The sequence below is a fragment of the Microcoleus sp. bin48.metabat.b7b8b9.023 genome, from assembly GCF_013299185.1.
GTDB lineage: Bacteria > Cyanobacteriota > Cyanobacteriia > Cyanobacteriales > Microcoleaceae > Microcoleus.
In genome coordinates, this window is record NZ_JAAFKG010000019.1 from 1 (window position 1) to 20,798 (window position 20,798).

The following is a 20,798-nucleotide window of genomic DNA, read 5'->3' on the forward strand; positions in this document are numbered from 1 at the left end:
TCCCTAACTGGGTGATGCGATAATTGCACAGATTTCTGGGTGTTTTTACTCACTATTATCTCGGATAATTCACTTTTACCCCCTCAAGCAGTGTATGTGCCAGTTGGGGGTGCGGAATGTGGGTTAAAAACGCACAAGAATTAGAGGATATGTTTTACCAGCGGTGGTTGGTTTTGCGATCGCCCCTGGGCATGGAAAGAGGCAGCGAAAGGGACAGTCATGAGAACGGTGCTTGTCATATTATAGCAGCAACGGGCGATCGCACAATTATCGGCTCGGGCAGACTCCGAGAATTATCCCCAGAATTGGGAAGCATCTCTTATATTGCTGTACTTCCTGAATTTCAAAACCAGGGAATCGGCACTAAACTGATGGAAAAACTAATCGCACAAGCTAAGGAAAAGAATTTCAAAACAGTAAGACTGATGTCTCGCATTAACGCCGTTAAATTTTACAAAAACCTCGGATTTGTAGAAAAAGACAATCCCTTTGAATACCTGGGAATCCCGCACATATTCATGGAGTTGAAGACGGCGGTTGAAACCGCGTCTATACAGACAAAACCCGCCTCCGCGGGTTGAACACAACGGTTGATATTACGTTATTTTCTTTAGTCCGCGGAGGCGGACATCGTTTGTGTAGGCGCGGTTTCAACCGCCGTCTCTCTTAGTCCGCGGAGGCGGACATCGTTTGTGTAGGCGCGGTTTCAACCGCCGTCTCTCTTAGTCCGCGGAGGCGGACATCGTTTGTGTAGGCGCGGTTTCAACCGCCGTCTTATCTCTACGAAAATCTCGAAAAGGATAAATCACAAACCTTGACTCCTCTTTCTTCGAGTAAAAGTAAGAATACTTTACCAAATATTTGACAAACTCTGATTCTTTTTTAGCGCCGCAGGAACCTTTAAACCTGACTGTTTTAGCTTCATCTTTAACCAACTCAGCCCGATAGACATAAGTACCATCAACTGTTTCAAAAGTTAATTCAGCAACAAAATCATCATTTTCAGGATTTTTCTCTACGATACAGCCTGAGACTTTGTAGTTGAACCAATCCCACCCGTAGCGGATGATGAATTCTCGTTCCAAAACCTGAATTTGGTTCGGCAAAATCCCCCAACCCCGATAAACCTGATTCAAACATTCAATATCGCCAGTCCGTGTTAAGATTGACTGAAATGAAATGCGATCGAGATTTCCATAATATCTGCCATCACGCAAATCGATCGCAGTCGGTGCCATCCGATGTCCGCCAAAATGACTAGATTTCCAAACACGAATATCACTTAATCCTAACTCCGAAACCAAAGTTGTTGCTTGGGCATAAAAAGGATTTCCATATCTCGCGCAACATCTATCATGACTCCCGTGAGTACAAACCAAAATATCTCTACTTGGGTTATTCTCAACTTCGCAATCCGGCACTTCTCCAGCTAAATAGCTTTTGACAATTCCCGCTACTTGCTCAATATTACTCGCGCTAAATTCCTGCTTTTCGTAACCATCAAAAAGTCCTTGACTTTTGTTGTCATAGATCAACACTTTGCGCTTATCAGCACATTTAGTTTGGTCGCTATTTATCAACAAAAATCTAATTTTTTGCTTTGAATGCTCTACTTCCTCCACCAAATCCCTGAGATTCTGGGGCACTTGTTTGGAATCAAAAGCTTCTGATTCCCAAGGCAAACAGCATTCAATCAATATATAGGTTTGGTAATTAGTACCACTCCCAATAATATCCTCTTCAACGCATTTAGAAGCATCGGCGCAAAAAAAAGTCTCCGGCATTTTCCACCTCGTTATGTGTCATAAATTACTTTTTTAACAACCCATTCATTACAGCTAGTACCCTTCTCTAGTTTTAACCAACAAAAATAATTCCGTCAACTACTAACCTAGACAAAAGTGGCACTACATCAATTTCCCAATCATAATCGGGCAACCAATCCATCACATCCTCTCCTGTAAAAAATTCTGTACTGAATAGATTGTCCATAAATTTCTCCGTCACTCCTTTCAGAGATACTTCTTTACCTCCAACAACAACTTTGTATCCACACCCGTCAGGTAATTCGCGAATTCTCACCCGCAGAAACTTGGGAATCCTAAACTTAGTTTGAATCCCGTAGGGAAAAATGTTGAACCCTGCTTGATAAGGGAGAGAGTATTTCGCCACAGGTTTTGCTAAACTGTCAAGGTAGCTGCTGTACTCTTCTCCAAGATTTTTACTGTTTGCGTAGCGCTGCAATTCAGCAATTAAATTATTTACACTTACATCAATGGAATCTGATTTTATTCGCAGCGGTAAACTTTGACGCCACTCTTCTTGTTGTCGCAATTCGCCCACTAACCATTCTAAAACGTCAATTCCGGTTTTGCAGTGAATTCCTAATGTTAAATGCAGCGACGGTTCATCTGAAGCAACTGCATAATGCCAATGTCCGCGCGGTATGTAAAGCACATCTCCGGGGTGCAAAGTACAGGTTAAATATGGTGGAGTTTCTGGTGGCGAAAATGCAGAGGATTTTTGGTCAATCAGCGGGTATTTAATTGTGTCTGCAAATACATACCACTCCTTAATCCCGTCTGTTTGCAATATAAAAACTTCGTGGGTGTCGTAGTGGGAAGAAAATCCCTGTTTTTCTGGCCAAGAACAATAGGCATTTACTTGGTTTGGATAACCTAAATCTGCTTTTATTTCTGCCGCAAATTCAGCTATTTCTGGGATAAGTTTGTGAACTTGATTGACGATTAAAGTTGCTCCCGATTGGCACAGTTTTATGAGATTGACGTTTTCGCTGGCGTCGAGAACTTTTCCTGCTACTGCTAAGCGAATGTCGGGATATTTTAATTCGTGAAAGTTGAGCAGGTAGTTGAGTTTTTCCCAGGAAAATAAATGTGCAAAGTCTTTTTTCCCTTCGCTGGGAATGACAACTGCTTTGTTTGTCCAGTTGTTATTTAGAAAATCTTCGAGATTGTATGGTTTGAGTAGATTCGCGATCGATCGCATAAATTCTATTGATAAAACTTCTCAATAAATTTTGAACAATTGAATAATTGAGGACAATGCTTTATGCTTGCCCTCAATTAGTCCACATTTCCCGACAGACAACAGTAAAATCTACTACTTGTTGCTTGGGGATGCGAAGTCTAACCGAAAAACCTGCTATTACTCGTTGGTAACATCGCTGCCATCGGCATCAACATTAAGCGCAGAAGAGATGTTTTTAGCTGTGGCGTGCTTGGCAATTTCCTTGACTTCTACTTGGATTTTGCTAGCACGGGACAGTTTGAGAGCAGATCCGTTGATTACCTTTGACATCATGGCCTCCGATTGTTATATGAAACCCATTTCGCTGAAATATTCCCAGACTTTGACGTTAGGGCTTGCATTTTCAGCTTCGAGTAGAAGCCTAGCACAAAGTCAATAAATCATGCAAGTAATTAGTAATACTTTTCAATAAGCAGTCGGAGATCGCACTTCCGATCCCTTGCTAACCCAGTTGACAATTAAGCGTAAATCCTCTCTAGCTATTGATTCTGGACATTCAGCGACCGCTGGCTAGCCCGATCGCCCTTACGCACATACTGCTAAACCGGCAATCCACTCTTGACAATAAGTTGTAAAAATATCAGTCTTTTGAAACAGAGGCATCTACCTTAAGGTAGAGTGTTGTTTGTGAGACTTAGGATTAAAACGAGCTACTATCTAATTTGGGCGATCGAGAAAAACCGATTCCCAATCCCCAACCACCTATAGCGGTTATCAGAAAGATGAGGTATGTTGTTGGGATGCGAGCCCTCTTAGCTTAAGGGTGATAATAAGCTGTCAGTCATACCTCATCTTTTTGAGAAAGGCTATAGCTATTTCTTCCCTCCTACATCCGTTAACATCCGTTAACATCCGTTACATCCGTTAACATCCGTTACATCCCGTACATTGCTCGCTGCCGAACTTCCTTCGTAATTATCAATGAATCAATATTTTGCTACAGTTGCGCGCGGTTTAGAAACCATCGCCGCCCAAGAATTAGAAAGTTTAGGGGCGCAAGATGTCAAGCCTGATTTTACAGGAGTTTACTTCGCGGGCGATCGCGCTTTATTGTACCGCGTCAATCTGTGGTCGAGAACAATTTTTCGAGTGCTAGTTCCCATAGCCGAATTCCAGTGCTACGACTCAGATAAGCTCTACCGCGAAGTGCAGAAAATTCCTTGGGACGAATACCTAGAGCCTCACAATACCTTAGCAGTCAACTGCACCGGCGGCAACGATAAGTTGAACCACACTCACTTTACAGCATTGCAGGTCAAAAATGCGATCGCCGACCAACAGCGCCTGCAATTTAACAAACGTTCCAATGTTGATGTCGAAAATCCCGACTTACTAATTAACCTTCACATCCATCGAGACCGCGCTATCTTGAGCTTAGACAGTTCCGGCGGCAGTTTGCACAGGCGGGGATATCGCCCCGCAATGGGGCTGGCTCCGCTCAAAGAAACCCTGGCTGCGGCTTTGTTAGAGATGGCAGAATGGACGGCAGATTTACCATTTTTAGACCCGATGTGCGGTTCCGGAACTTTGCCCCTGGAAGCGACTTTAAAGGCCTTGAACATTGCACCTGGATTGTTTCGAGAAAAGTTTGGATTTATGACGTGGCGGGATTTTGACGAACCTTTGTGGGATACATTGTGGGCCGAAGCTGAAAACAGCGAATTGCCGGAACTTAAAGAAATCATCGCCGGGTGCGATCGCGATTCTGATATGTTAGATCAAGCTCGCACCAACGCCCAACAAGCAGGTATTTCAGGTAAAATCAAGTTTGCTCGTACCGAGTTATCCGAGTTGGAAGCACCGACAGATAGAGGCATTTTGATTTGCAATCCTCCCTACGGAGAGCGCCTGGGAGATGCTAGCGAATTGGGAGATTTATACAAGATGTTGGGCGATATTTTCAAGCAGCGTTTTAAAGGTTGGAACGCGTTTATTTTGACTGGAAATAAGGAGTTGGGTAAACAGGTAGGACTCAGGACATCGAAGCGAATTCCGGTTTTTAATGGCTCGATTCCCTGTACTTTGCTCAAGTATGAACTGTATTGAGGAGTTGTAAAACACAATTATGAGTAATTTATGTTTGCAATAAGGACTAAAGTCCTTACTACAAACGTCACTAATTACTGAAAATTAATGCTCGATTTTGAGCGAAATAATCTTGTCGCCTTGGCGGATCGCATTCACCACAGACATATCCTCAGTTTTGCCAAAAGTTGTGTGAACTCCGTCTAAATGAGACTGGGGAGAATGGCAAATAAAGAATTGGCTTCCACCAGTATCGCGGCCTGCGTGAGCCATCGATAAAGTGCCTGCCAAATGTTTGTTCGAGTTGATTTCACACTTGATTTTGTAGCCGGGCCCGCCTGTTCCAGTGCCTTTGGGGCAGCCACCTTGAATCATAAAGTTAGGAATGACTCGGTGAAACGATAGTCCGTCGTAAAAACCTTTTTCCGCCAAGTCAACAAAATTTTTCACTGTATTCGGCGCATCCGCATCGAACAGTTCTAAATTGATTGTACCTTTGTCGGTTTCCATAATAGCGCGGGTCATAATTTCTCCTTGCTTCCGAAAATGAGTGTGCTGTCTGCGTCTTAATTGCGGACTTTGGTTTAATAGCGAAAGGTTTTAAGCTGTCGCTATATTTTGGCTTTCAGAAGTGTAGCATACTCCGGCAAATCTCATAGGACTTGGGCAGGCTTTCTGAGCAAACCCGGTTTCTGGCGAGATTTGTGGTTAGCAAAGCCAACATTTTCCCAGAAACAAGGGTTCAGAGGGTAAGTGCTATTTTAATTGTCGATCGCTTTTGGGCGATCGGGTTCTTCCTGCATATCGTTCATATTAAAAATGAAAGGAACCCGACTCGAATTGCTACCCATAACCAATACCTTTGGCATCTGAGCGCCGCCGCTTCTCCAAGCTTCGATCGCCTCTTTTTGCAGCACCAAATCGCCGCCTTGAGCCTTCAGAGTTTCCGCCAAAAGCCGTTGAGCTTCAGCCCTACCTTGAGCGCGGTTAATATCAGCTTGAGCTTGTTGTTCAGCTTCTTGAGCAACATAAACAGCCCTTTGCGCCCGCTGTTCGGCTACCTGTTTTTCCTCAACTGCTTTCGCAAAATCTGTGGAAAATCGAATGTTGACAACGCTCGTGTCCAGCACAATTACATCATACTTTGATAGCCGCTCCTTCAGTGCAGTATCAAAGTCTCGTTTCAGTTCGCTTCTTTGAGTAATAGATTGTTCGGCGGTTCTCAGGGCAGCCGCTGTTTTAAATGCTTCTTGCGTCTGCGGAGCAATAATTTTAGAGACTATATTCTCCAAGGTTCCTTGAGTCCTTCTGACATCGACTACCTTTGCTGGATCGAGGCGAAAATTGATCGCAAAACTAGCATTTAAATCCTGAAGGTCTTTAGTAGCACTCTGGGCGGGAACTTCAAACTTTTGCACTGTGACATCGTACACATCAACCTTGGATATCAGCGGGGGTCTGAAGTGAAATCCCTCTAACAATGCTCCATCTGTGGCTTTTCCTAAAATGCTAACAACCCCTGCTTCACCTGGATTGATGACAACAAAAGAGTTGAAGCCCAGGAGTAGCGCGACTACTAATAGAATTCCAGCGATCGCTGACGTTACGCTCTGGAAACTTTGACTTTTCAAAATATACGCTCCTTTGTGATACATCTATTATATAGCAATCCTAAATCATTTGTGAATTTCTTACTCCCTCCCCTTTATAAGGGGAGGGCTGGGGTGGGGTAAAAAACTTTACGACTTCTGCAAGGACTGCTATATAGCACTCCTAAATGATTCGCAAACCTCTCTTCGATCAGACTTCGCGCTCTTTGCGTCTTCGCGGTTCGTAAAAAAATACAACTAACAACTCAAATACAATTGTTATGATAGATAAAAAAGGTAACAGCGATGGTCGAAATTGTTAAATATCCTAGAACTTATCACATCGAAGGTTCGCGTTTCCAGCCGGGTGATGAAGACCTCAACAGCGTGCCGTTTAGCGCTATTGCCGATCGCCCTTTAATTATCGAAGAAAAGGTAGACGGCGCCAATACAGGCATCAGCTTCGCGCCAGACGGGCAAATGCTGCTGCAAAGTCGCGGCCACTATCTCACCGGCGGCCCGCGAGAAAAACATTTTAACTTGTTCAAACAGTGGGCTTTCAGTCTCAGCGGAGTCCTGGGAGAAGTGCTGGGAAATCGTTATATTTTGTACGGTGAATGGCTTTATGCCAAACATACTGTTTTTTATGATTTTCTGCCGCACTATTTTATGGAATACGACGTGCTGGACTTGCAAACAAGTCAGTTTTTGAGTACAGAAGCCCGCCGCCAGTTGTTGAACGGAGTGCCGTTAGTCTCTGTTCCTGTTCTGTTTTCGGGAGTCGTAAAATCGCCCAAGCACATGATGCAGTTGATGGATAAATCTAATTTTATTCAACCCGGACATTTGGATCGGTTGCGCTTGCAGTCTCGGGAATTGGGATTGGATGAAGAGCGGTGTTTGAAGGAGACTGATAATAGCGATCGCATGGAGGGTCTGTATATTAAAGTCGAAGCAGGTGGAATTGTCAAGGCGCGTTACAAGTACGTGCGCGCTAGCTTTTTGACTGCGATTAAAAATGCGGAGGGACATTGGCTGAATCGCCCGATTGTACCGAATATTTTGCGTCCCGGCGCTGATTTATTTAATTTTAGATAAGACTCGGCGGTTGAAACCGCTGCTATACAAACAATGTCCGCCTCCGCGGACTAAGAAATTCAGAAATTTACAGATGAGACTCGGCGGTTGAAACCGCTGCTACACAAACAATGTCCGCCTCCGCGGACGAAGAAATTGCGTTATTAACAAATAGGTGAAACTATGACTGCTTTATTATCACAATCTGCAACTTGGACTTTTCCATTTTGTCCAGAACCGCCCGATTGGTTCCTAGATTGGGAGAGCATTTACAATCATTTTGATTGGATTCAAAACTTAGAAGGATGCCAGCAAGATCCGATTTATCACGCTGAAGGTGATGTCTTAATTCACACCAAAATGGTCTGCGAAGCCTTAATATCTTCCCCGAATTGGCGGCAGCTTCCGGTGCAAGAACGTTCAATGGTTTTTGCGGCGGCTTTGCTGCACGATGTCGCAAAACCTGCTTTTACAAAGATAGAAGAAAATGGCAGAATTAGCTCGAAAGGTCACGCCCGTCAAGGTGCGAGGATGGTCAGACAAATTTTAGCTCAATTTGACCCGCCGGTGCAGTTTAGCATTCGGGAGACTGTTTGCGCGATCGTCCAATTCGGCAGTTTACCAATCTGGCTGCTGGAAAAACCCAACCCGCAGCAGTCTGTAATTAAGGCCAGTCAAGTTGTCCGCTGCGATTTCCTCGCACTTTTAGCAGAAGCAGACGTGCGCGGTCGCGAGTGTAGCGACAGACAAGAAATTCTGGATAAAATACAACTATTTCGGGAGTTTTGTCAAGAAAATAATTGTTTGGATTCTCCGCGACAATTCCCGTCAGCCCACAGCCGATTTATCTACTTCCGCAAAGACAACGGAAACCCCGATTATGAAGCATTTGACGATACTCGATGCGAAGTCGTTTTGATGTCGGGATTGCCCGGAAGCGGTAAGGATTATTGGATAAGAGAAAATCTACCCAATTGGCCTGTTATTTCCTTGGACGCGCTGCGAAAAGAGATGAACGTTCCTCCCGATGAAACTCCCGGAAATGTCATCGTCGAAGCTAAACAGCGAGGGCGGGAATACATGAAATCGGGATGTTCTTTTGTGTGGAATGCCACCAATACGACTAAACAAATGCGCCAGCAATTAATTAATTTCTTTGCTGATTATCAAGCTAGAATTCGGATTGTTTACCTGGAAGTTCCCTTGGAGGAAATTTTGCGGCGGAATCGATCGCGCGCAGCAGCAGTCCCAGAAGCGGTAATTCAACGATTGGCCAATCGCCTGGATATCCCAGATGTCACTGAAGCGAATCAAGTCGATCGATTTGCGGGCTAGGCATTTTTTGAATATTTAGGTACGTTGTTGCGCTTTAGCGCTCTTTCCGGAGATTATCAAGAACGCTAAAGCGCAACTACATACCTTGATTTATTTGACATAGGTACGTTGTTGCGCTGTCTTCGCTCTTTCCTTAGATTATCAAGAGCGCTAAAGCGCAACTACATACCTTGATTAGTACGTTGTTGCGCTGTCTTCGCTCTTTCCTTAGATTATCAAGAGCGCTAAAGCGCAACTACATACCTTGATTAAGGTGACAGTTCCATCCAGGACTTAATGAGTCAATCAAGGACTGAAGTCCCTACTACGAACCTTAAGCTTTATAATTTTCCTCAGTCCAGCAGCGCGGCAGAACTTCGCCGGAGGGGAAAACTAATTTATCCTTCTCAAAATGTGCCGGATCTTGCTCTTCTTCACCAGCTTGAATTCGTCCCGCTACTTGATTTTGGGTAGGGCTGATTAAAGTCTCGATATCGATGATTTCTATCAAGTCGCCGGATTCTTTTTCTTGTAAAAGCATAGTTTCTCCTTGTGAAGTAATGGTGAGTTATGGTTTGAGAACAACTTTGATGCAGTTATCTTTTTTGTGTTTGAAAATCTCGTAAGTGTCGGGCGCTTCATCCAATTTCATGCGGTGGGTAATCACGAAGGTTGGGTCAATTTCGCCTTTTTGAACGCGATCGAGCAAAGGGCGCAAATAGCGGTGAACGTGTGTCTGTCCCATTTTCATGGTCAATCCTTTGTTGAACGCTGCACCTAAGGGCACTTTGTCAACAAAGCCGCCGTAAACGCCGGGAATTGACACTGTGCCGCCTTTGCGACAGGCTTCGTAGTTGATGGTTTTGGCTTTGGCGGTGGCCATTTGCAGGGGTTCGGGTATTCTGTATTGTGTTCTCCTCTAGTTAACTCCCAGATTTTTGATGCTAAATCTTAAATTTACTCCGCAGCTAAATCAATTGGCTGTATTGTTTAATTTTAAGGATATAAAATGTGGCAGTTCTCTATCCGAGGTATAATTTTTAAATCTATCTTTCGGCTGTTTTAAGTTATAAAAAAGGTAGAGTTTATCCCAGCGTAAATTGCAATAGATTTAGGATTATTGTTTTAACAGCTAACAAGGATGGCTGAGGTTGTTTTTGGCGATCGCCAGTTTGTAGTGCGCCGGGAGTGTCCGCTATAAAGCAGTTTGTAGTGCGTCCTGGTGTCCGCAGGATAAGAACGGACACCAGGACGCACTACGAACGGCACGACGAACCATATAACTGCGATCGCATCTTGAGAATCGCGCACCCTGCTTGAGGAGGATTAATCGTCAAAAATTGTATCATTAGCTATAACTAAAAGCCGAGCTTGCGCTAAAGTTGTTAAAGATCAAAATTTATCGATCGCCTTTTATGCCTTACACTGCATCTAGCCCAACAGACCCCAATCAAGAAAATATCCGCAATGCCGACCACCGCCTACTAGAATTCACCAAGCTGACGCCGATGATGCAGCGGTATGTGGAAGTGAAAGAACAGTATCCCCACGCACTTTTATTGTTTCGAGTCGGAGATTTTTTTGAGTGTTTTTTTCAAGATGCCGTGACGATTTCGCGGGAATTAGAACTTGTTTGCACTAGCAAAGAAAGCGGCAAAGAAATCGGTCGAGTGCCGATGACAGGAGTGCCGCACCACGCCCTCGATCGCTACACTTCTCAGTTAGTAGAAAAAGGCTATGCTGTAGTAGTTTGCGATCAAGTTGAAGATGCCTCGATCGCCGCCCGCGAAGGCCGCCAAGTCAAGCGCGAAATCACCCGCATTCTCACTCCCGGAACTTTGACAGATGACGGAATGCTCAAACCCCGACAAAATAACTTTTTAGCAGCAGTCGTCATCGCTGGAGAACATTGGGGATTGGCTTATACTGATATTTCTACGGGAGAATTCGTCACTACTCAAGCCGACAGTTTAGAACAATTAACCCTAGAATTGCTCCGTTTGCAGCCTTCGGAAGTCCTGGTTCCGACTAATGCGCCGGATTTGGTGACGATGTTGAGGCCGGGAGAGAAATCCGAGCATTTACCCGATTGTTTGCCGAATTCGTTTTGCTATTCTTTGCGATCGCAAATCCCGTTTACTTTGTCCGAAGCCAAACAGCGAATCCTGCAAAAGTTCAAAGTGCGATCGCTCGAAGGGATGGGATGCGCGCACCTTTCCCTCGCAGTGCGCGCCGCCGGGGGTTTGCTGCAATATCTCGAAGAAACTCAAAAAGAAAAAGCAGTTGCTTTACAAAGATTGCACACTTACACACTCACCGATTTTCTGACACTAGACTATCAAACCCGCCGCAATCTCGAAATTACTCAAACAGTCAGAGATGGCGTGTTTCACGGTTCGCTGCTGTGGGCTATAGACAAAACCAGCACCGCCATGGGAGGCCGCGCTTTGCGCCGCTGGTTGCTGCAACCTTTACTCAGCATTAAAGGTATTTGCGCCCGCCACGATACGATTCAAGAATTAGTAGAAAATAATCCGCTGCGCCAAGATTTGCAGCAGTTGCTGCGCCAAATTTACGACATCGAAAGACTCACAGGGCGCGCCGGTTCTGGAACCGCTAGCGCGCGAGATTTGGTCGCTTTAGCCGATTCTCTGTCAAAATTACCCCAATTGGCTGCGATCGCAACTGAAGGAATCTCGCCCTATTTAAAAGCGCTGCAAAATGTCCCGCCCATTTTAGAAGAATTAGCAACTCAAATTCACGCTTCTTTAGTTGACGAACCGCCGATTCATTTAAAAGAAGGAGGTTTAATTCGATCGGGCATTAATTCCATGCTTGATGAAATGCGCCACACTGCATCAGCCGATCAAGAATGGATTGCCACTTTAGAGGCTAACGAACGGCAACGCACCGGAATTTCTAATTTAAAAGTCGGCTACAATAAAGCTTTCGGCTATTACATCAGCATTACCAAATCGAAAGTTGACCAAGTACCGAACGACTACACCCGCAAGCAAACTCTCACCAATGAAGAACGCTACAGCACAGAAGAATTAAAAGAAAGGGAAGTGCGAATTCTGACGGCGCGGGAAGATTTGAATCACTTGGAATACGATATTTTTGCGAAATTGCGATCGGAGGTAGGAGAGCACGCCGAAATTATTCGCAACGTTTCCCGGGCGGTGGCGGCGGCGGATATTTTGTGCGGTTTGGCGGAAGTAGCGGTTTATCAAGATTACTGTCGCCCGATGATGACAGAAAGTCGGGAAATTAAAATTATTGAAGGTTGTCATCCGGTGGTGGAAAAGTCTTTACCGCCGGGATTTTTTGTCCCGAATTCGGCTTTTTTGGGTCGGGAAGCAGCGCTAAGTCGCCCAGATTTAATTATTTTAACTGGGCCGAATGCTAGCGGCAAAAGTTGTTATTTGCGCCAGGTTGGTTTGATCCAGTTAATGGCGCAGATGGGCAGTTTTGTCCCGGCGAAGGCTGCGACTTTGGGAATTTGCGATCGTATTTTTACCCGAGTCGGCGCCGTGGACGATTTAGCAACCGGTCAGTCTACGTTTATGGTAGAAATGAATGAAACTGCAAATATTCTCAATCACGCGACGGCGAAATCATTGGTTTTATTAGATGAAATCGGCAGGGGAACGGCGACGTTTGACGGCCTTTCGATTGCTTGGTCTGTGGCAGAATATTTAGCCAGCGAGATTCGGGCGCGGACGATTTTTGCGACTCACTATCACGAGTTAAATGAATTAGCTTCTATTTTGGATAATGTGGCAAATTATCAGGTGACTGTGAAGGAATTGCCGGATCAAATCGTATTTTTGCACGAAGTTCACCCCGGCGGTGCTGATAAGTCCTACGGAATTGAAGCGGGGAGGTTGGCTGGTTTACCGCCGTCGGTGATTGACAGGGCGAGACAGGTGATGAAGCAGATTGAGAAACATAGCAAAATTGCGATCGGGCTGCGGAAGGGTGTTAAAAAAGATGGCAAAAAAGAGTCTGAGGGACAAGAATTAGATATCTTTGACGATTAAAATTCTCACGAAAAAAGGTTCAAGGTACGTTGTTGCGCTTCAGCGCTCTTTCCTGTATATATAGCCTTTCTCAAAAAGATGAGGTATAATTTGCAGCTTGTATAACCGCTTAGACTAAGAGGGCCCAAGCCCAACAACGTACCTCATCTTTTTGAGAATCGCTATACATGAAAGAGCGCTTAAGCGCAACAACATACCTCAAATCATTTGCCATTTTTCAACTTTCTTACCTCTTTGTGTACGCTCATCCCAATTTCCAGAGCCTCATTTAGCAACCGCCCGTATTCAGTCGCCCGATCGCTCACATCCAGCGCCATCAAAGCCGCCAAATTACTTTCAATATTAGCAAATAACTCGTAGCGGCGACCAATGAATTTATGATTTTCCCTGAGAATTTTCTCTGTTTTTAAAGCACAAACTAAACTTTCTCTAGTAATCTTTAAGGCCTCAATTGCATCTTGTCGGTTAATTAAATTGGCTTGTAAATTGCCAGCAGCCGTTAGGCGATCGATAATATCTAAAGCCTTAATCACCTCATGATACTTCTCAACTTCATCCAACAGACCCGCCAGCGTTGCTAAAGGCTTTGCCTTCAGCCATTGATAGACATTCCAAGCAACAGTAATCGCCAGCGACAAACCCAAAGTTATTTGTAAAACCCGGACAAATATTTCAGCATCGCTAGCTGAACTAACTTCATGTTTGTTGGCCAGCAAAGCAACCGGGAGCGAGATAACAAGTGTTACGCAAAATATCAGCAACTCATGCAACAAAAGAGCAAACAGCTTTTTGCCGTTTCGGAGTGTATCGGGGTGATAAAAATTCCCTGAAAAACCGTCGCTCAAAGCTATTCCGCTCAAATCCTCCAACTCCTTCTCAGGAATTCTCAACTCATCCAAATCCGCTTGTATCACTATGGCAAATCTCCTTAAATTGGCATTAATTAAAATCCTCCCAGAGACCTAATTGAATCCCACAGACTCAGATAAAAATTGCTCTCTCGGCTGCGGAAAAGTTGAAAAGCTTGTCCCGGTGCGCCAAAAAAAGGTCTCAGCGTCCATCCCAACTGACTGCCCACAAACGCATACAGTCCCAACCAGAAGCGCAAAATATTTAGCCTGATGTCTTTGCCTTCGGCATCTTGTTCGGACATAAAGTGCATTCCTTGATAGATAAAACTTACCCCCAAAAATCCTGTGACTGCCATAATAGCAACATTCAACAGCAGAAAAAAGCTGTAATTGGTACTGCTAATCAGAAAAAATAGGCTGACAGGTGCAAATCCAAACAGCAAAACGCTAATCATCGCCATTGATGTCATCAACAATGTCAAATACTGTTCAAAAGTTCGTTTTGAACCAAACATGACATTAAAAAAGTACAGTGTGGGAAAGCAGATAATCAGCGTCAGTAAGTAAAGCGCTGGCAGTTTGATTGCTGACACCAGACATTGCATCCACGTACTAGATGCACCTAATATCGCTCCGTATATACCAAAAAATATGGTACTGGAAATTAACAAACCAAAAATTTTAGATTTGAGCTTGACACCTTCGCGAATTTCTTCGAGAAACTGTTGCCGTTCCCGCAGCAAATACATTACTACTGAAAAATATTTCACGGGTTCTCCTTCTGACTGATGCGACTCCGAATCAGTCATAACTCAAGCTGAGTGCGATCGACAATCTTGCCAACTGGAGGCACTCTATGTTAACTCATTATTCTTCCAGATACAGGACTCATACAACTCCCATTATCTAGGGTTCCACGCACACCCCACCTTACTGCTATTGCCTGTCGGCTGGATATTTACAGTCAAATTCTAGTCAAATTGTGTTCAAATTGTATTCAAATTGTATTCAAAAAGGGCGATCGGGCAGTCACTTGATACTCAGTTTGGTCGTTTTGTCGTCAATTTGTATCCAATTTCTAGTCTTTTTGACGCCCCACCCAGCCAAAAAATCGGCAATAAAAAACCCCAAACCGTTGATTTATCGTTGGTTTGAGGCTTTTTGTTTAATAAGCGGGTGGCGGGAATCGAACCCGCATAGTTAGCTTGGAAGGCTAAAGTTTTACCACTAAACTACACCCGCATTCACACAGAACCTAAACATACCACAAGCTTCTGAGAATTGCAATAGGCCCGTGCAAAATTTCTCAAGTTCTCCTTGAAAGTGGTTGAATAGGGACTCGTAGCCTCCCAAATCCCCTCTCCCACGCTACTAAAGGCTTTACGGATGGAAATAATCGTAGATTTGCTGCGCCAGACGCGGGCCAATTCCAGAAACTTCGGCCAACTGTTCGGGAGTCGCTAAACGCAGGTAGTCGATCGACCGAAAATGCGCTAACAACAGTTTTTGGCGGTGGTGTCCCAACCCGGGAATCTCATCTAAGCGCGATCGCTTCATTCTCTGACTTCTTTGATCTCGGTGAAAACTCACAGCAAACCTGTGGGCCTCATCCCGCACCCGTCGCAGTAATTGTACACCCGGTTGCTCAGAATTAGTTGGCAGCGGCAAAGATTCCCCCGGCAAAAATATCTCTTCTCGCTGCTTCGCCAAACTCACAACCCGCAACTCGTCTAGCAAATTCATCTCCCGCAAAACAGCCACAACTGCTGACAGTTGACCTTTGCCACCATCTATCATAATCAAATCCGGTTTGTCAGCAATATTAGGAGAAACTGAAGACACATTACTGACTGCTTCCGCATCTGGTAACTTGCTAAATTCATCTTGCTGCTTGCTGTTTCTTTCTGCGTCTTTGAGCCTAAATCGTCTGCCGATAACTTCTGCTAAACTAGCAAAGTCGTCAGAATGACCGGATTTAATTTCAGGATTCTTAATTTTGTAGTGGCGGTAGTGTTGATTCGCTGGTAAACCGTCGATAAATACGACGCGGGAAGCTACCGCATCCGAACCTTGAATGTGAGAAATATCGTAACCTTCTATGCGGTGCGGCATTTCTGGTAAATCGAGAATTTCGGCTAAATCTTGCATTGCTTGAGAATTGCGATCGCTCAATCGTTGCATTCTCGCCAATTCGTACTCAGCATTCCGTTCCACCATCTCAATTAACTCCGCCTTAGTTTGGCGCTGCGGAGTCAAAATAGTCACTTTTCGCCCCTTGCGGTTGCTCAACCAATCTGCTAATATTTCGCCTTCTGGTAAGTCGTACTGTACAGAAATTTCGCTGGGAATTTCTACGGCTTCGACATTTTGATAGTGTTCTTCCAAAACTCGCTGCAAAATCGCCCCGGCTTCTACCCCCCCTCGTTCCCCCCCTTGGTAAGGGGGGGAGGTAAGAGAATGTTGAGATAATTCTTCTTCCCCGGAATGTAGGGGCGGTGCCCCTGTGCCCGCCCTAGGTATTTCTTCCCCGGAATGTAGGGGCGGTGCCCCTGTGCCCGCCCTAGGTATTTCTTCCCCGGAATGTAGGGGCGGTGCGCCTGTGCGCGCCCTAGGTATTTCTTCCCCGGAATGTAGGGGCGGTGCCCCTGTGCCCGCCCTAGGTATTTCTTCCCCGGAATGTAGGGGCGGTGCGCCTGTGCCCGCCCTGGGAATCTCCGCCATAAAGCCCAGTCTGCCGACTAATTGACCTGCACGAATCTGGAATAATTGAATGCAGGCGTGCTGCGTGTCTGCTGCCAGGGCGATCGCATCCCTGGAAACGGTATCATTAGGTAAAGACACTTTTTGACCAGCACTCAAAGATTGCAAACCTTTAATTTGGTCGCGAATCCTGGCCGCAGTTTCAAAGTTCAAATCTTCCGCAGCTTGTTCCATTTGTGGTTCCAGAATATCCATTAATTCCTGAGTCCTTCCCTGGAAAATCATCGCCACTTTTTGAATAATTTTTCGGTATTCCTCCGGCGAAGTTAGCCCCTGACAAACGCCGACGCAACGGCCGATGTCGTAGTTGAGACAGGGACGGTCTTTAAACAGCGGTTGAGGGCGCTGTCGCAGGGGGAAAATCCGCTTAATTAAATGCAGCGTACTGCGAAGCGCGCCTGTATCGACGTAGGGGCCGTAGTAGCGGTCTTTTGCATTACCCGGCCGACGTTTGCGGGTGATGAAAATGCGCGGGTATTCCTCCGACCAAGTTATGCACAAATAAGGATATTTTTTATCGTCTTTGAGGAGGACATTAAAATAAGGTTGGTGCTGTTTTACGAGGTTGGCTTCTAAGGCCAAAGCTTCGGCTTCTGTGTCGGTGGCGATGAATTCAATTTCGCGTACTTGCTGCACCATCATCGCAATGCGAGGACTGAGGTTTTGGCTTTCGCGGAAGTAGGAACGGACTCGGTTTCGGAGTTTTTTGGATTTGCCGATGTACAGGATGCGATCGCTCTCGTCGCGCATTAAGTATACACCGGGAACTGCCGGAATTTCTCTGAGGCGGCTTTCTAGGCGTTCTGCATCTTTAATTAGTGGCAGGGTTTTTGTGGACGGCATATAAATTTGAGATTTTATGACTTATAGTGGTTCTCAGAAAGATTAGGTATGTTGTTGGGATGCGAGCCCCCTTTGTTTAAGGTGTTATGTAAGCTGTCAGTGATACCTCACCTTTTTGATAAAGGCTATATATCTACTATTGTAACGCTGTTATCTGGGTCAAGCGAATCAATCACAAAAAATAGTTCGTAGTGAGGACTTTAGTCCTCTGATTTTATGCGGACTAAAGTCCTCACTACGAACCTATTAATGTTTTTAATGATTGATTTGGTCTTCTGATTGGATGCGGACTAAAGTCCTCACTACGAACCTATTAATGTTTTTAACGATGAGTTTAGTCTTCTGGATGCGGACTAAAGTCCTCACTACGAACCTATAATGACGTAAGTTCCGTTTACAATATCTGAGATAAAAACTTGCGCGTGCGTTCTTCTTTCGGGTTCTGAAAAAACTCTTCCGGGCGTGCTTCTTCCACTAAAACGCCGCCGTCCATCAATACAATGCGATCGGCAACTTCGCGCGCAAATCCGACTTCGTGAGTCACTACTACCATTGTAATTCCTGTTTTCGCTAAATTCCGCATGACATCTAAAACTTCCCGCACCATTTCCGGATCTAATGCTGATGTCGGTTCGTCAAATAGCATGATTTTCGGCTGCATTGCTAGGGAACGTGCAATAGCAACCCGTTGCTGCTGTCCGCCAGATAATTGTCCGGGATATTTTTGGGCTTGAGACAAAATCCCGACTCTTTCTAATAGTTGCATCGCTACTTCTTCGGCTTTTTTCTTGGGCCAGCGACGCACCCATACGGGCGCTAGCATGACGTTTTGCAGGACTGATAGGTGGGGAAATAGGTTGAATTGCTGAAACACCATTCCGACTTCCTGGCGAATTTTTTCGATGTTTCGCAAGTCGTGGGAAAGTTCGATTCCGTCGATCGTAATTTTACCCTGCTGGTATGCTTCTAATGCGTTGAAAGTACGAATAAACGTCGATTTGCCGGAACCTGAAGGGCCCATCACGACGACGACTTCGCCTCGGTTGACGTTCATGCTGACGCCGCGCAGTACGTGAAATTGTCCGTACCATTTGTGGACGTTTTCTGCTACGATTACTGTTTCTGGAACTGTTAGTTTATCTTGCATAGTTTTGTCCTTTAAATAATGACGGATAATTATTGCCTGATGACTGTTGACTGCTTTACCGGAGGGGAGGTTTATGTATATTTGGGTTGGGTGGGGGCGGGTTTATATATATTTGGATTGGGAGTTATATTTTGTTGGTGAACCCGCCCCTACAGACTTCGGTTTATATATATTTGGGTTGGGAGGGGGCGGGTTTATATGTATTTGGGTTTGTAGTTCTATTTTGTTGGTGAACCCGCCTCTAGAGACTAATGACTTTTTTCTAGACTTTTTTCAATTTTGCGGCTGGCTAGTGACATTGAATAGCAAAATACCCAATAAATGAGGCCGACGAATATGTAAACTTCGGCGTATCTGCCTATATATGATGGATTTGCTAAAACTGCGCGGGATATGCCGATTAATTCTAACATTCCAAATAGCGAAAGCAGGGATGTATCCATAAACAATCCGATGAATTGACCGCCGATCGCCGGAATGACTGTTCGCAGTGCTTGAGGTAGTACAATCAGAATGGTCAGTAGGGGTGTGTTTAGCCCGATCGCTCTTGCTGCTTCTATTTGTCCCCTGGGTACGGCCTGCAAGCCACCCCGGACGTTTTCGGCTAGGTAAGCCGCACTAAATAATGTTAATCCGGCGATCGCCCGAATCACTCTATCTAATTTGGGATATTCGGGCGGTAAGAATAATTGCAGCATGACTTGACCTAAAAACAAAATGCCAATTAATGGCAAACCGCGAACAATTTCAATGTACAATGTTGAAAGTAGTTTGACGACTGGCAAAGAACTTTGTCTCCCGAGGGCGAGCAATACTCCCAAGGGAAACGACAGCACAATACTAATAATTGCTAAAAATAGCGTCAGCACTAAACCGCCCCAGTCATTTGTCGAGACTTCTGTCAAACCCAATCCGCCTTTAATTAGCCACAGAATTACTGGGAAGGAAAGAGTCCAAATTGCAGGCATCCAGCTAACCCCCCCTCGCCCCCCCTTACTAAGGGGGGGTTGGGGGGGGTTAGGGTTAATTTGTCGCCCAGCGATATAGCTGGCGGCGGCTGCGATGATAATTCCTAAGAGGTAGAAGCGAGAGGTGAGGTCGATCGGCGAAATGACCGCACCAACAACGGCAGCACCCAGTAAAATTAGTGTAGGCGGATTCCAAAGACGTTCATCTCGCTGAATATTGCCCCAAGTTAAACCTCCCAACAAGGCAATTATTCCGGCTACTATCCACAGCCGCCAGTAGGATTCGCTGGGAAATCTGCCCACAAAAAATAGTGGCAAGTTGGCTTCTAACACGCGCCATTTAGCTTTTGTAGTTGCCCAAACGATAATTCCTTTGACTGTTTGGAAGGCGACAATTAAGCAAAATACTGTCAGAATGCTGTTGTACCAGGTACTAAATAGGTTTTTGCGCGCCCAATTCCAAGGGGTGGGCGATTCGGTGGCGGGAGGCGGCAGTACGGGGGAAGTTTCCATAAGTTGTTAGTTGTTATTTGTTAATTTCTAATTGCACTTGCTAAAATCCCCAATATTTTATTGACATTGCTCAGGAAATACTCGCTACTATCAATTTCTACGGCTGTTCCTTCTAGCTTAATAAATTTCCATACTGTTCCCGTAGTCACAGTCCCAAGAATTACTTTAATTTCCTTACCTTCACGTTGGTTGAATATTTGAGCAGCTAACATTTCTGCCACGCACTGTCCTAATCCCGAACTTATATTCTCCTTTTTAGCTTCTACAATTGCAATGACTGGGGATTTTACAATCATCAATTCTGGAGAACGGGTAATTAGAAAATCGCAAATTCCATTTAAACCTCTTTCTGAATTGACAGTAAAGTCTATTCCTGAAAATAAACCTATTTTGTCTTGTAACTGTGTTCTCAATTCTAATAAAATTGGCGCAATAATCATTTCAGAACGAGATTTTTCTGTATTGCTGCCAACAGCTATGGGCAGATATCGCCGTAAAGTTTCTGCGAGTGATGGACTACATTCTAATTCCGGTTCGTTTGCAAACAAATCAGCGATTTCAGAATAACTTAATTCAAATGTTTTCAAAACGTTGTTTAAGTTAAAGTCACTGTAAGCCAT

Annotated in this window: 18 protein-coding genes and 1 tRNA gene; 5 read left to right on the top strand and 14 right to left on the bottom strand. The window is 44.8% G+C overall.

The genetic code is table 11. The features are described 5' to 3' along the window. Positions 1-116: 116 nt before the first annotated feature. The gene (locus QZW82_RS13055; RefSeq protein ID WP_293148744.1) at positions 117-581 is read left to right on the top strand and encodes a GNAT family N-acetyltransferase; all 465 of its coding nucleotides are present in this window, start codon (positions 117-119) and stop codon (positions 579-581) included. Between the two features lie 141 nt (positions 582-722). On the opposite strand, the gene QZW82_RS13060 is transcribed toward QZW82_RS13055, so the two are convergent. The 3 genes from QZW82_RS13060 to QZW82_RS13070 form a co-directional block, all read right to left on the bottom strand. Next, entirely contained in the window at positions 723-1,784 is a 1,062-nt protein-coding gene (locus QZW82_RS13060) for a sucrase ferredoxin (RefSeq protein WP_293148746.1), read from the bottom strand. Between the two features lie 73 nt (positions 1,785-1,857). Next, positions 1,858-3,006: a cupin domain-containing protein gene (locus QZW82_RS13065; protein WP_293148748.1), complete on the bottom strand. Its 1,149-nt coding sequence runs from the start codon at positions 3,004-3,006 to the stop codon at positions 1,858-1,860. A gap of 159 nt (positions 3,007-3,165) precedes the next feature. Then, positions 3,166-3,321: a hypothetical protein gene (locus tag QZW82_RS13070; protein ID WP_293148750.1), complete on the bottom strand. Its 156-nt coding sequence runs from the start codon at positions 3,319-3,321 to the stop codon at positions 3,166-3,168. Positions 3,322-3,969: 648 nt separating this feature from the next. Between QZW82_RS13070 and QZW82_RS13075 the strand changes: the two genes are divergently transcribed. After that, on the top strand, positions 3,970-5,094 hold the full coding sequence (locus tag QZW82_RS13075; RefSeq protein WP_293148752.1) for a THUMP domain-containing protein: 1,125 nt from the start codon (positions 3,970-3,972) through the stop codon (positions 5,092-5,094). Between the two features lie 84 nt (positions 5,095-5,178). On the opposite strand, the gene QZW82_RS13080 is transcribed toward QZW82_RS13075, so the two are convergent. Beyond that, entirely contained in the window at positions 5,179-5,598 is a 420-nt protein-coding gene (locus QZW82_RS13080) for a peptidylprolyl isomerase (RefSeq protein WP_293148754.1), read from the bottom strand. A gap of 236 nt (positions 5,599-5,834) precedes the next feature. Then, positions 5,835-6,704, bottom strand: coding sequence for a prohibitin family protein (locus QZW82_RS13085; protein WP_293148756.1), 870 nt, complete (start codon positions 6,702-6,704; stop codon positions 5,835-5,837). Positions 6,705-6,968: 264 nt separating this feature from the next. On the opposite strand from QZW82_RS13085, the gene QZW82_RS13090 reads away from it, so the two are divergent. Continuing rightward, positions 6,969-7,760: an RNA ligase family protein gene (locus QZW82_RS13090; protein WP_293148758.1), complete on the top strand. Its 792-nt coding sequence runs from the start codon at positions 6,969-6,971 to the stop codon at positions 7,758-7,760. 162 nt (positions 7,761-7,922) lie between these two features. After that, the gene (locus QZW82_RS13095; protein WP_293148760.1) at positions 7,923-9,074 is read left to right on the top strand and encodes an AAA family ATPase; all 1,152 of its coding nucleotides are present in this window, start codon (positions 7,923-7,925) and stop codon (positions 9,072-9,074) included. Between the two features lie 313 nt (positions 9,075-9,387). On the opposite strand, the gene QZW82_RS13100 is transcribed toward QZW82_RS13095, so the two are convergent. Together QZW82_RS13100 and QZW82_RS13105 are read right to left on the bottom strand one after the other, a co-directional pair. Beyond that, a complete protein-coding gene (locus QZW82_RS13100) occupies positions 9,388-9,594 on the bottom strand; it encodes an acetyltransferase (RefSeq protein WP_293148762.1) in 207 nt (68 codons plus the stop codon). A gap of 27 nt (positions 9,595-9,621) precedes the next feature. Next, positions 9,622-9,936 carry a hypothetical protein gene (locus QZW82_RS13105; RefSeq protein WP_363318823.1) on the bottom strand — a complete coding sequence of 105 codons (315 nt, stop codon included), beginning with the start codon at positions 9,934-9,936 and terminating at the stop codon, positions 9,622-9,624. Between the two features lie 532 nt (positions 9,937-10,468). On the opposite strand from QZW82_RS13105, the gene mutS reads away from it, so the two are divergent. Beyond that, positions 10,469-13,096, top strand: a complete 2,628-nt coding sequence (mutS, locus tag QZW82_RS13110) for a DNA mismatch repair protein MutS (protein WP_293148908.1) — start codon at positions 10,469-10,471, stop codon at positions 13,094-13,096. A gap of 203 nt (positions 13,097-13,299) precedes the next feature. Here the strand turns inward: mutS and QZW82_RS13115 are convergent, their stop codons facing one another. The 7 genes from QZW82_RS13115 to QZW82_RS13145 all read right to left on the bottom strand — a co-directional run bounded on the left by QZW82_RS13115 (position 13,300) and on the right by QZW82_RS13145 (position 20,798). After that, positions 13,300-14,010: a hypothetical protein gene (locus QZW82_RS13115; protein WP_293148764.1), complete on the bottom strand. Its 711-nt coding sequence runs from the start codon at positions 14,008-14,010 to the stop codon at positions 13,300-13,302. A 29-nt stretch (positions 14,011-14,039) separates the two neighbouring features. Next, a complete protein-coding gene (locus tag QZW82_RS13120; RefSeq protein WP_293148765.1) occupies positions 14,040-14,756 on the bottom strand; it encodes an actin-binding WH2 domain-containing protein in 717 nt (238 codons plus the stop codon). A gap of 362 nt (positions 14,757-15,118) precedes the next feature. Continuing rightward, a tRNA-Gly gene (locus QZW82_RS13125) sits at positions 15,119-15,189 on the bottom strand. Positions 15,190-15,327: 138 nt separating this feature from the next. Next, a complete protein-coding gene (uvrC, locus tag QZW82_RS13130) occupies positions 15,328-17,550 on the bottom strand; it encodes an excinuclease ABC subunit UvrC (protein ID WP_293148786.1) in 2,223 nt (740 codons plus the stop codon). A gap of 394 nt (positions 17,551-17,944) precedes the next feature. Then, positions 17,945-18,697, bottom strand: a complete 753-nt coding sequence (locus QZW82_RS13135; RefSeq protein WP_293148787.1) for an amino acid ABC transporter ATP-binding protein — start codon at positions 18,695-18,697, stop codon at positions 17,945-17,947. Positions 18,698-18,945: 248 nt separating this feature from the next. Then, entirely contained in the window at positions 18,946-20,178 is a 1,233-nt protein-coding gene (locus tag QZW82_RS13140; protein ID WP_293148789.1) for an amino acid ABC transporter permease, read from the bottom strand. A gap of 20 nt (positions 20,179-20,198) precedes the next feature. Beyond that, positions 20,199-20,798: a hypothetical protein gene (locus QZW82_RS13145; protein WP_293148790.1), complete on the bottom strand. Its 600-nt coding sequence runs from the start codon at positions 20,796-20,798 to the stop codon at positions 20,199-20,201.